Annotated in this window: 11 protein-coding genes; 6 read left to right on the forward strand and 5 right to left on the reverse strand. The window is 69.9% G+C overall.

Annotated features, from left to right (window positions below):
* Positions 1-2: 2 nt before the first annotated feature.
* Positions 3-722, reverse strand: coding sequence for a 3-oxoacyl-[acyl-carrier-protein] reductase (gene fabG, locus ACIBCU_RS00120; protein WP_099175996.1), 720 nt, complete (start codon positions 720-722; stop codon positions 3-5).
* 221 nt (positions 723-943) lie between these two features.
* Here fabG and ACIBCU_RS00125 point away from each other — a divergent pair, with 221 nt between their 5' ends.
* Genes ACIBCU_RS00125 through tyrS form a run of 3 tightly spaced genes read left to right on the forward strand, consistent with a single transcriptional unit; the run spans position 944 to position 5,179 of the window.
* A complete protein-coding gene (locus tag ACIBCU_RS00125) occupies positions 944-2,467 on the forward strand; it encodes a TldD/PmbA family protein (RefSeq protein WP_399228155.1) in 1,524 nt (507 codons plus the stop codon).
* Positions 2,464-3,858, forward strand: coding sequence for a metallopeptidase TldD-related protein (locus tag ACIBCU_RS00130; protein WP_399228157.1), 1,395 nt, complete (start codon positions 2,464-2,466; stop codon positions 3,856-3,858). Before ACIBCU_RS00125 ends, ACIBCU_RS00130 begins: the two co-directional genes overlap by 4 nt.
* 52 nt (positions 3,859-3,910) lie before the next feature.
* Positions 3,911-5,179, forward strand: a complete 1,269-nt coding sequence (gene tyrS / locus ACIBCU_RS00135) for a tyrosine--tRNA ligase (protein WP_399228160.1) — start codon at positions 3,911-3,913, stop codon at positions 5,177-5,179.
* A gap of 73 nt (positions 5,180-5,252) precedes the next feature.
* On the opposite strand, the gene ACIBCU_RS00140 is transcribed toward tyrS, so the two are convergent.
* A complete protein-coding gene (locus ACIBCU_RS00140) occupies positions 5,253-5,537 on the reverse strand; it encodes a GlsB/YeaQ/YmgE family stress response membrane protein (protein ID WP_362932765.1) in 285 nt (94 codons plus the stop codon).
* 212 nt (positions 5,538-5,749) lie between these two features.
* Here ACIBCU_RS00140 and ACIBCU_RS00145 point away from each other — a divergent pair, with 212 nt between their 5' ends.
* Both ACIBCU_RS00145 and ACIBCU_RS00150 read left to right on the forward strand, forming a co-directional pair.
* A complete protein-coding gene (locus ACIBCU_RS00145) occupies positions 5,750-6,136 on the forward strand; it encodes a DUF3099 domain-containing protein (RefSeq protein WP_362932767.1) in 387 nt (128 codons plus the stop codon).
* A gap of 219 nt (positions 6,137-6,355) precedes the next feature.
* Positions 6,356-6,604 carry a hypothetical protein gene (locus ACIBCU_RS00150; RefSeq protein ID WP_362932769.1) on the forward strand — a complete coding sequence of 83 codons (249 nt, stop codon included), beginning with the start codon at positions 6,356-6,358 and terminating at the stop codon, positions 6,602-6,604.
* Between the two features lie 32 nt (positions 6,605-6,636).
* Here the strand turns inward: ACIBCU_RS00150 and moaA are convergent, their stop codons facing one another.
* The 3 genes from moaA to ACIBCU_RS00165 all read right to left on the reverse strand — a co-directional run bounded on the left by moaA (position 6,637) and on the right by ACIBCU_RS00165 (position 9,799).
* Complete coding sequence (moaA, locus tag ACIBCU_RS00155; RefSeq protein WP_362932771.1) at positions 6,637-7,626, reverse strand: GTP 3',8-cyclase MoaA; 990 nt, start codon at positions 7,624-7,626, stop codon at positions 6,637-6,639.
* Positions 7,627-7,793: 167 nt separating this feature from the next.
* Complete coding sequence (locus ACIBCU_RS00160; RefSeq protein ID WP_399228163.1) at positions 7,794-9,437, reverse strand: cation acetate symporter; 1,644 nt, start codon at positions 9,435-9,437, stop codon at positions 7,794-7,796.
* A complete protein-coding gene (locus tag ACIBCU_RS00165) occupies positions 9,434-9,799 on the reverse strand; it encodes a DUF485 domain-containing protein (RefSeq protein ID WP_362932776.1) in 366 nt (121 codons plus the stop codon). Before ACIBCU_RS00165 ends, ACIBCU_RS00160 begins: the two co-directional genes overlap by 4 nt.
* Positions 9,800-10,108: 309 nt before the next feature.
* Here ACIBCU_RS00165 and ACIBCU_RS00170 point away from each other — a divergent pair, with 309 nt between their 5' ends.
* A complete protein-coding gene (locus tag ACIBCU_RS00170) occupies positions 10,109-11,641 on the forward strand; it encodes a S8 family peptidase (protein ID WP_399228166.1) in 1,533 nt (510 codons plus the stop codon).
* Positions 11,642-11,666: the final 25 nt, after the last annotated feature.

An 11,666-nucleotide genomic window follows, 5' to 3' on the forward strand; every position in this document is an offset into this window, starting at 1 on the left:
GATCAGTGACCCATGCCCAATCCGCCGTCAACGGGAATGACGGCTCCAGTGATGTACGAGGCGTCGTCGGACGCGAGGAAGCGCACCGCTGCGGCGATCTCGGCGGGCTGCGCGTAGCGCCCGAGCGGCACCTGCGACACGATGCCCTTGCGCTGCTCGTCCGTGAGCACCTGGGTCATGTCGGTGTCGACGAACCCGGGTGCGACGACGTTGAACGTGATGTTCCGCGAGCCGAGCTCACGGGCCAGCGACCGGGCGAAGCCGACCAGGCCCGCCTTGGACGCCGCGTAGTTGGCCTGTCCGGCCGAGCCGAGGAGGCCGACGACGGAGGAGATGAGGACGACACGGCCCTTCTTGGCGCGCAGCATCGCACGGTTGGCCCGTTTGACGACGCGGAAGGTGCCGGTGAGGTTGGTGTCGACCACGGACGTGAAGTCGTCCTCGGTCATCCGCATCAGCAACTGGTCCTTGGTGATACCGGCGTTGGCGACCAGCACCTCCACGGGACCGTGCTTCTCCTCGATCTCCTTGTAGGCCTGCTCCACCTGCTCGGTGTCGGTGATGTCGCACCTGACCGCGAGGACGCCCGCCTCGGTGAGCGCCTGCGGCGGCTCTCCGGAGCGGTAGGTGACGGCCACCTTGTCGCCGTTGTCGGCGAAGGCGCGGGCGATGGCGAGGCCGATGCCCCGGTTTCCTCCGGTGACGAGAACCGAGCGGCTCAACGGATCACCCTTTCCTTGGCGGTCTGGTACATCGAAAACCTATCGGTACCACCTCTCATCCAGGGAATCGGCCTCTGACAGCGCCGCCGGGCGGGGACTGTTGGATCCCTACAGAACGGTCCGGCCGGGACACGGCAACGTAAAACCGGAGCACGGGGACGCCGCGACCCCCCATGATTCACTGCGGAGACATTTTCAGAGGTGGAGAAGGGGAGGCCCGCGTGGCCCACGAGGTAGATCAGTCGTTCCTGGCCCTGCCGCTCCGTGCCCTCGCCGACGCGGCGCTCGCCCGCGCCCGTGCGCTCGGCGCCGTACACGCGGATTTCCGGTTCGAGCGGGTGCGCGGCGCCTCCTGGCGGCTGCGGGACGCCCGGCCGTCCGGGACGTCGGACACCACCGACACCGGGTACGCGGTCCGGGTGGTGCACGGCGGGGCCTGGGGGTTCGCGTCCGGGGTGGACCTGACGATGGACGCGGCGGCGAAGGTGGCCTCGCAGGCGGTCGCCATGGCCAAGCTGTCCGCGAAGGTGATCGCGGCGGCCGGTTCCGACGAGCGCGTCGAGCTGGCGGACGAGCCGGTGCACGGCGAGCGGACCTGGGTGTCGGCGTACGAGCGTGACCCCTTCGACGTGCCGGACGCGGAGAAGGCGGGCCTGCTCGCCGAGTGGAGCGCGCGCCTGCTGCGGGCCGACGGGGTCGCGCATGTGGACGCCTCGCTGATGACGGTCCACGAGAACAAGTTCTACGCGGACACCGCCGGCACCGTCACCACCCAGCAGCGGGTGCGGGTGCATCCGCAGCTGACCGCGGTGGCCGTGGACGGTACGACCGGCGAGTTCGACTCGATGCGGACGATCGCCCCGCCGGTGGGCCGGGGCTGGGAGTACCTCACGGGCACCGGCTGGGACTGGGACGCGGAGCTGGAGCGCATCCCGGGGCTGCTGGCCGAGAAGATGCGGGCGCCGAGCGTCGAGGCGGGGACGTACGACCTGGTGGTCGACCCGTCCAATCTCTGGCTGACCATCCACGAGTCGATCGGCCACGCGACCGAGCTGGACCGCGCGCTGGGCTACGAGGCGGCGTACGCGGGGACCTCGTTCGCGACCTTCGACCAGCTGGGGAAGCTGACGTACGGCTCCCCCGTGATGAACGTGACCGGTGACCGCACCGCCGAGCACGGGCTCGCGACGGTGGGCTACGACGACGAGGGCGTCGAGGCCCAGTCCTGGGACCTGGTCAAGGACGGGACGCTGGTCGGCTACCAGACGGACCGGCGGATCGCGAAGCTGACGGGCCTGGGCCGGTCCAACGGGTGCGCGTACGCCGACTCCCCGGAGCACGTCCCCGTGCAGCGCATGGCGAACGTCTCGTTGCAGCCGGATCCGGGCGGGCTCTCCACGGAGGACCTGATCGGCGGGGTGGAGCGCGGGATCTATGTGGTCGGCGACCGGTCCTGGTCCATCGACATGCAGCGCTACAACTTCCAGTTCACCGGGCAGCGGTTCTTCAGGATCGAGAACGGCAGGCTGGCGGGCCAGCTGCGGGACGTGGCCTACCAGGCGACGACGACGGACTTCTGGGGCTCGATGGAGAAGGTCGGCGGCCCGCAGACCTACGTCCTGGGCGGCGCGTTCAACTGCGGCAAGGCCCAGCCGGGTCAGGTCGCGGCCGTGTCGCACGGCTGCCCCTCCGCCCTCTTCCGAGGCGTGAACATCCTCAACACGACGCAGGAGGCCGGGCGATGAGCCGCGTCAGCAAGCCGTACGAGATCGTCGAGCGCGCACTGGAACTGTCCACCGCCGACGGCTGCGTGGTCGTCGCGGACGAGAGCTCCTCCGCCAATCTGCGCTGGGCCGGGAACGCGCTCACCACGAACGGGGTGACGCGGGGGCGGACCCTCACCGTGATCGCGACCGTGGACGGCGCGGAGGGAACGGCATCGGGTGTGGTGTCCCGCTCGGCCGTCACGGCCGACGACCTGGAACCGCTGGTGCGGGCCGCCGAGGCCGCCGCGCGTGGTGCCGGCCCGGCCGAGGACGCGCAGCCGCTGGTGTCCGGGGTGCCGGTGTCCGCCGACTTCACGGAGCCGCCGGCCGAGACCGGCTCCGACGTCTTCGCCGACTTCGCCCCGGCGCTCGGCGACGCCTTCGCGCGGGCCCGCTCGGGCGGCCGCGAGCTGTACGGCTTCGCCCACCACCAGCTGAGCTCGACGTATCTGGGTACGTCGACGGGGCTGCGGCTGCGCCACGACCAGCCGAACGGGACGCTGGAGCTGAACGCCAAGTCCCCGGACCGGACCCGTTCCGCCTGGGCGGGCAGGGCCACCCGGGACTTCAAGGACGTCGACCCGGCGGCCCTGGACGCGGAGCTGGCGCAGCGCCTCGGCTGGGCGGAGCGCAGGATCGAGCTGCCGGCCGGGCGCTACGAGACGCTGCTGCCGCCGACCGCGGTGGCCGACCTGCTGATCTACCAGTACTGGTCGGGGGGCGCACGGGACGCCGCGGAGGGCCGGACGGTGTTCTCCCGGCCGGGCGGCGGTACGAGGATCGGCGAGACGCTCTCCGAGCTGCCGCTGACCCTGCGCAGCGATCCGCACGCCCCGGGACTGGAGTCGGCCCCCTTCGTGATCGCGCACGCGTCGGGGGACGGTTCCTCGGTCTTCGACAACGGACTGCCGCTGGCCCCGACCGACTGGATCAAGGACGGAAGGCTGGAGCGGCTGACCACGACCCGTCACTCCGCGGGACTGACGGGTCTGCCGGTTGCCCCCTCGATGGACAACCTCGTCCTGGACGGCGGCGGTGAGCGGTCCCTGGAGGAGATGGTGGCCGCGACGACCGGCCGGGCCCTGCTGCTGACCTGCCTCTGGTACATCCGGGAGGTGGACCCTGCCACCCTGCTGCTGACCGGCCTGACCCGGGACGGGGTCTATCTCGTGGAGGACGGCGAGGTCCTCGGCGAGGTCAACAACTTCCGGTTCAATGAGTCGCCGGTCGGGCTGCTGTCCCGGGCGTCGGAGGCGGGCCGTACGGAGAAGACGCTGCCGCGCGAGTGGGGCGACTACTTCACGCGGGCCGCGATGCCCGCGCTGCGCATCCCCGACTTCCACATGAGCTCGGTCAGCCGGGGCGTATGACCCCCATACACTGACCGGACAACCAATCGAACCCCGCAAGGAGAAAACGACCGTGACGGACATCGTCGACGAGCTGAAGTGGCGCGGGCTGTTCGCCCAGTCCACCGACGAGGACGCACTGCGCAAGGCTCTCGCGGACGGCCCGGTCACCTTCTATTGCGGCTTCGACCCGACCGCGGCGAGTCTGCACGTGGGCCACCTGGTGCAGGTGCTCACCATGCGCCGGCTCCAGCTCGCCGGCCTGAAGCCGCTCGCCCTGGTCGGCGGGGCGACCGGTCAGATCGGTGATCCGCGGCCGACCGCGGAGCGCACACTGAACGACCCGGAGACCATCGCCGCGTGGGTCCAGCGGCTGCGCGGGCAGATCGAGCCCTTCCTCACCTTCGAGGGCCCGAACGCCGCCACGATGGTGAACAACCTGGACTGGACCGCGGGCCTCTCCGCGATCGAGTTCCTCCGGGACATCGGCAAGCACTTCCGGGTCAACAAGATGCTCACCAAGGACTCGGTGGCCCGTCGGCTGGAGTCGCAGGAGGGCATCAGCTACACGGAGTTCAGCTACCAGCTCCTCCAGGGGATGGACTACCTGGAGCTGTACCGGCGCTACGGCTGCACCCTCCAGCAGGGCGGCAGCGACCAGTGGGGCAACCTCACGGCGGGGATCGACCTGATCCACCGCCTGGAGCCGGGTGCCGCCGTGCACGCGCTGGCGACGCCGCTGATGGTGAAGGCGGACGGCACCAAGTTCGGGAAGTCCGAGAGCGGGGCCGTCTGGCTCGACCCGGAGATGACGACGCCGTACGCGTTCTACCAGTTCTGGCTGAATGTGGACGACCGGGACATCTCGACGTACATGCGCATCCTCAGCTTCAAGAGCCGCGAGGAGCTGGAGGAGCTGGAGAAGCTCACCGAGGAGCGTCCGCAGGCACGTTCGGCGCAGCGGTCGCTGGCCGAGGAGCTGACGACGCTGGTGCACGGCGGCGAGCAGTGCGCGGCGGTCATCGCGGCGTCGAAGGCCCTGTTCGGCCAGGGTGAGCTCGGTGAGCTGGACGAGGCGACGCTGAGCGCCGCCCTGTCCGAGGTGCCGCACGCCCGGGTCACCGAACTGGGCCCGGTGGTGGACCTCCTGGTCGAGGTCGGGCTCTCCGCCAGCAAGTCGGCCGCCCGCCGCACGGTCAAGGAGGGCGGGGCCTACGTGAACAACGCGAAGGTCACCGACGGCGAGAGCGCTCCGGCACACGAGGAGCTGCTGCACGGGCGCTGGCTGGTCCTGCGCCGGGGCAAGAAGAACCTGGCCGCCGTCGAGGTCACCGCCGGCTGACGCCGACGGGCACAGCGCCGCGGCCGGTCACGCGTGAAGCGTGGCCGGCCGCGGCGCTGTGTCGTACCGGGCGTCAGGTTCGCTGCCTGTTGCCCCGTCTACCTCGGATCGACTGCCAGACCATGTCGCCGACGCCTACGACGACCACGGCACCGATCAGCTGCAGCACATGGCGGATCCAGTCGATCCCCTTGGTGTCGTTGACCCCGATCCACGTCGCCACCGCGTTGCCGAGGATGCTGCCGAGGATGCCGAACACCACCGTCAGCCAGAGCGGGATGTCCTGCTTCCCCGGCAGGATCGCCCGGGCGATCACACCAAGCACCAGACCTACGATGATTGCCCACAACCAGCCCATATCGCCTCCTCGTGCGGCGCGGTAGTGCGCACGTCCGCCCAGTCTCGACCCGCCGCACGTACGCCGCATGCCGGACAGGGCCGTACGTGGGAGCGCGGTCCGGACCGGCCGTACGGGACTCGCCCCGGTCTCGAAGCAGGCGGACGCCGGGCGTACCGTAGGAGCGCACCGTCCGGGGAAGTCCGGCACAGAGATCTGGTGGTGGAATCACGATGCGGAAGCAGAGCGGTACGGAGGTCTTCCGGATCACCGGCGCCCGCCAGGGACTTGCCGACGACGTGCGGGGCAGGCAGCGGCGCTACATCATCTCGATGTCCGTGCGCACCGTCTCCGTGGTGCTGGCCACGACCCTGTGGAATGTCGAGAGGCACGTGGCCGTGGTGGCGCTCGCTCTGGGCGTTCTGCTCCCTTATGTCGCGGTGGTCATCGCCAACGCCGGTCGCGAGAACACCCCTTCACTTCCTACGACGTTCGTGCCCGCACCGATGCGGCCGGCTCTCGGCACGGCTCCCTCGGCCGGCCCCGCGGAGCCCGCTCCGGAGCCGGTCACGGATCCCGGGCCGGCCGGCGGCGGGGGCGGTACGCGGCCCGCGGGCTGAGCGGGAGCGCTCCGCAAAGCTCAAGAAAAGCTCAGATCAATCGTGCCGTTCCGGTGCACCGGACCCTGGCCTCCGTGGCATACTTCGGGTGCGCTCCGCATCCCCCGTCGGAGCGACGGACCGACGCCGGGCAGCTCCCCCCGTGGCTGCTCGGCGTCGCCATTCTCCGGCGGGGATGCGTCGCGGAGGTCCCGGGCGGGAGCACTTAGGGTTGAGGCCGTGAACTTCCCCGAGACTTCCGCCGAGAGCGCCACCGGCGCACCGGTCTGTTCCGCCAAGGGCTGCCGTGCCGACGCCGTATGGGTGCTCGCCTGGAACAACCCCAAGCTGCACACCCCGGAGCGCCGCAAGACCTGGCTGGCCTGCGACGAGCACCGGGAGCACCTCTCCTCGTTCCTCGGTGTGCGCGGCTTCCTCAAGGATGTCGTGACGCTCGCGGAGTGGGAATCCTCAGAGGCTGCGGAGTGACCTCGCCCGGTCCGAGACCGCCCGGCAGCCTGTCAGCCACCGATCGCTGACATGGGCCGGTCGGGCTGCAGGAAGGCCGGGTCGTCGAGGCCGGAGCCCGCCTTCTTGCCCCACATCGCGAGCTTCCAGATCCTGGCGATCTCCTCGTCCGGCGCGTCGGAACGCAGAGCGCCGCGCAGGTCCGTCTCCTCGCGGGCGAAGAGACAGGTGCGGACCTGTCCGTCGGCGGTGAGCCGGGTGCGGTCGCAGGCTCCGCAGAAGGGCCTGGTCACAGAAGCGATGACGCCGACGCGGTGCGGGCCGCCGTCCACGGTCCAGCGCTCGGCGGGAGCCGATCCGCGGTCCTCGTCCCCTTCGGCGGTGAGGGTGAAGCGCGTGCGCAGCGAGGTGAGGATGTCACCTGCTGTGATCATGCCGTCACGCTTCCAGCCGTGCTGGGCGTCGAGCGGCATCTGTTCGATGAAGCGGAGCTCGTAGGCGTTGTCCACGGCCCAGGCGAGCAGGTCGGGGGCCTCGTCCTCGTTGAGCCCGGGCATGAGGACGGAGTTGACCTTGACGGGGGTGAGTCCCGCCTCGCGGGCGGCCTCCAGCCCGTCCAGTACGTCCTTGTGCCGGTCGCGGCGGGTGAGCGTCTTGAAGACGTCCGGGCGCAGGGTGTCCAGGGACACGTTGACCCGGTCGAGGCCTGCCGCCTTCAGGGCCGCGGCTGTGCGCTTGAGTCCGATGCCGTTGGTGGTGAGCGACATCCTGGGGCGGGGTCCCAGGGCGGCGCACCGCTCGACGATGGAGACGAGCCCGGGGCGCAGCAGGGGCTCGCCGCCGGTGAAGCGGACCTCCGTGATACCGAGCTCCGTGACGGCGATCCTGATGAGCCGGACGATCTCGTCGTCGCTGAGCAGCTCGGTCTTGGAGAGCCACTGCAGGCCTTCTTCGGGCATGCAGTAGGTACAGCGGAGATTGCACTTGTCGGTCAGTGAGACACGCAGGTCGGTGGCGACCCGGCCGTAGGTGTCGATGAGCACTGTGGGCCCCCTCCCCCGGTGATGTCCGCGGTTGCGGTCTGACACCTCCGAGACTACGCGAGGACTGTGACATCCAGGGGGCTCGGTTGACACGAGGTGCGACGGGGCCCCGTCGTAGATCTCTACGACGGGGCCCCGTGGAGGCGTGGCCGGTGCGGTGGGACCGGTCAGTGGGCGCCGGTGCCGGTGAGGGACTTGACCTCGAGTTCGGCGTACTTGCCCTTGTCCGGCTCCTCCTTGGAGAGGACCGAGCCGACCCAGCCGAGCAGGAAGCCCAGCGGGATGGAGATGAGGCCGGGGTTCTCCAGGGGGAACCAGGCGAAGTCCACGTCCGGGAACATCGAGCTGGCCTTCCCCGAGACGACCGGGGAGAAGAGCACCAGGATGACGGACGAGGCGAGACCGCCGTAGATGGACCAGAGGGCGCCCTGGGTGGTGAAGCGCTTCCAGAAGAGGCTGTAGAGGATGGTCGGCAGGTTGGCCGACGCGGCGACGGCGAAGGCCAGGGCCACGAGTCCCGCGACGTTCAGGTCGCGTGCCATCGCACCGAGGCCGATGGAGACGACGCCGATCGCGACGGTGGCCCAGCGGGCCGCGCTCATCTCCTCCTTCTCGGTGGCCTTCCCCTTGCGGATGACGTTGGCGTAGATGTCGTGGGCGAAGGAGGACGAGGAGGCGAGGGTGAGCCCCGCGACGACGGCGAGGATCGTCGCGAAGGCGACGGCGGAGATCACGGCGAGCATGACGGCGCCCCCGGTGGTGCCGAGTCCGCCGAGGTACTCGGCGAGCTGAGGTGCCGCCGCGTTGCCCGCCGGGTTCTTCGCCTTGATCTCCTCGGGTCCGATGAGTGCCGCGGCGCCGAAGCCGAGGGCGATCGTCATCAGGTAGAAGGCGCCGATGATGCCGATGGCCCAGTTCACGGACTTTCGGGCGGCCTTGGCGGTCGGGACGGTGTAGAAGCGGATCAGGATGTGCGGGAGACCGGCGGTGCCGAGGACGAGCGCGATACCGAGCGAGATGAAGTCCAGCTTCGACACGTCGGTGACGCCGTACTTCAGGCCGGGCTCCAGGAACGCCGAGCCGTGGCCGCTCTTCTCCGCGGCGGTGCCGAGCAGGTCGGAGACGTTGAAGTCGAACTTCCACAGCACCATCAGGGTCATCAGCAGGGCGCCCGCGATGAGCAGCACGGCCTTGACCATCTGCACCCAGGTGGTGCCCTTCATGCCGCCGATGGTGACGTAGAGGATCATGAGCACGCCGACCAGCGCCACGATGAGGATCTTGCCCGCGTCGCTGGTGATGCCGAGGAGCAGCGAGACGAGGACGCCGGCCCCCGCCATCTGGGCCAGCAGGTAGAAGATCGACACGACGATGGTGGACACGCCCGCGGCGGTGCGCACCGGCCGCTGCCGCATCCGGTAGGCGAGGACGTCGCCCATGGTGTAGCGGCCCGAGTTGCGCAGCGGTTCGGCGACGAGCAGCAGGGCGACGAGCCAGGCGACGAGGAAGCCGATGGAGTAGAGGAAGCCGTCGTAGCCGAAGAGCGCGATGGCGCCGGCGATACCGAGGAAGGACGCCGCGGACATGTAGTCGCCGGAGACGGCGAGGCCGTTCTGGAAGGCGGTGAACTGCCGCCCGCCCGCGTAGAAGTCCGACGCGCTCTTGGTCTGCCGGCCGGCCCAGACGGTGATGCCCAGGGTCGCCGCGACGAAGACCGCGAAGAGGGTGATGATCAGCGGCCGGTGCTCGCTCGTCGACGACGCCTCGGCGGCGAGCTGGATCACGGCGTGCGGGGTGTGCGCGGCGCTCATGCGTCGGCCTCCAGACGGGACTTGATGGCCGCCGCCTGCGGGTCGAGCTTGTTCGTGGCGTGGCGCGAGTAGAACCAGGCGATGAGGAACGTGGTGGCGAACTGGGCGAGGCCGAACACGAAGGCGACGTTGAAGTTCGCGAATACGATCTTGCTCATGAAGTCGTCGGCGTAGCTGGACAGCAGCACGTACAGCAGATACCAGGCGATGAAGCCGACGGTCAGCGGAAAGGCGAAGGAGCGGTGGGAGCGGCGCAGTTCGGTGAACTCCGGGCTGTTCTGCTCCTTGAGGAACGCCTCGGTCGTGGGCTGGACGGGACTGCCGTCCTCAGGGATCTGGGGCGGCGGTGCTTCGGTGGCCACGGATTCTCCTCGCGACGCGGGTGCGGTGGTGGGGACGGTGGATTTCACGGGGAGTCCTCTGCGCTTTCGGGTAGCGGGGGCTGATCACACGACTCCCTGTGCAACGGCACGGAGAGCGCGGCGAAGCGGTTCACCGCAGGTTCGGTCTTCTCGGGCCGGCTTCCCCGGACGCGACTCCAGGAGGTCACACCTCGAACTCACTTGCCCGTATTCATTGATGCGCCGGGAAGATCAGCGATAACTTCACTGGTCATGTACCGGACGGACACACCGGTGTCCGGCCCACGGCACGGATGATGTGGAGAACCCATGGCTCATCTGGCATCCAGGCGGACTCGCGTACTCACGCTGCCCGTCGGACTCGCGCTCACGGCCTCGCTCGGCTTCCTCCCGACGGGGACCGCGGCCGCGGCACCCGCGGACGAGCCTGCGGCGGCGGTTCGGACGGACGGCCCCAAGTTGTCGTACGTCGTGAACACGCGGGCGGGTCACGGCACCGTCAAGCAGGTGCGCAAGGCGATATCCGCGGCCGGCGGAACCGTCGTGACGTCGTACGACAAGATAGGCGTCATCGTCGTCCACTCGCAGAACCCGGACTTCGGCGCGACGATCCGCAAGGCCAAGGGCGTCCAGTCGGCGGGCGCCACACGCACCAACCCGATCGTCCCGCAGGCGACGAAGGACATCGGGGTCGAGCAGCCCCTGACCGCCGCGCAGGCGCGGGCGGCGTCGGCGGACGCGGTGGCGGGCCAGGACCCGCTGGAGCCCCTGCAGTGGGACCTTCCGGCCATCAAGGCCGACAAGGCGCACCAGAAGTCGCTCGGCAGCAGCGAGGTCACGGTCGCCGTCATCGACACGGGTGTGGACGACACGCACCCGGACCTGGCGCCGAACTTCGACCGCAAGGCCTCGGTGAACTGTGTGTCCGGCGCCCCGGACACCACGGACGGCGCCTGGCGGCCGGCCGCCGGTGAGAGCGACCACGGCACGCACGTCGCGGGCACCATAGCCGCGGCGAAGAACGGCACCGGCGTCACCGGTGTCGCGCCGGGCGTGAAGGTCTCCGGTATCAAGGTGTCCACGCCCGCCGGCTTCTTCTACACCGAGGCCGTCGTCTGCGGGTTCGTCTGGGCGGCCGAGCACGGCGTCGACGTGACGAACAACAGCTATTACACCGACCCGTGGCTGTTCAACTGCAAGAACGACCCGGACCAGGGCGCCCTGGTCGAGGCGGTCACCCGCGCCACCCGCTACGCGGAGGGCAAGGGCGTCGTGAACGTCGCGGCGGCCGGCAACTCGGACCACGACCTGGCCCTCGACGCCATCGAGGACACGACGAGCCCCAACGACACGACGACGGTCACCCGCACGGTCGACCCGAGCGCCTGCCCCGACATCCCGACCATGCTGCCGGGTGTCGTGACGGTCTCCGCGACCGGCGCGAAGAACCTCAAGTCGTCCTACTCGAACTACGGTCTCGGGGTCATCGACGTGGCTGCCCCCGGCGGTGACTCGACGCGCTACCAGGCGCCGGAGGCACCGGCGAACAACGGTCTGATCCTGTCCACGCTGCCCGGCGGCGGATTCGGCTACAAGGCCGGTACGTCGATGGCGTCCCCGCACGTCGCGGGTGTCGCGGCCCTGATCAAGTCGACCCACCCGCGAGCCTCGGCGGACGTGGTGAAGGCTCTGCTGACGCACCAGGCCGACGCCACCGCGTGCGGAGCCCCGTACGACATCGACGGTGACGGCACCGTCGACGCGGTCTGCGAGGGCGGTAAGCAGTACAACGGCTTCTACGGAGCCGGTGTCGTGGACGCGCTGGACGCGGTCCGCAGGTAAGGCATGACGGAGGGGCCGGGGACAG

Origin of the sequence: Streptomyces sp. NPDC051064, assembly GCF_044455985.1 — a bacterium.
GTDB lineage: Bacteria > Actinomycetota > Actinomycetes > Streptomycetales > Streptomycetaceae > Streptomyces.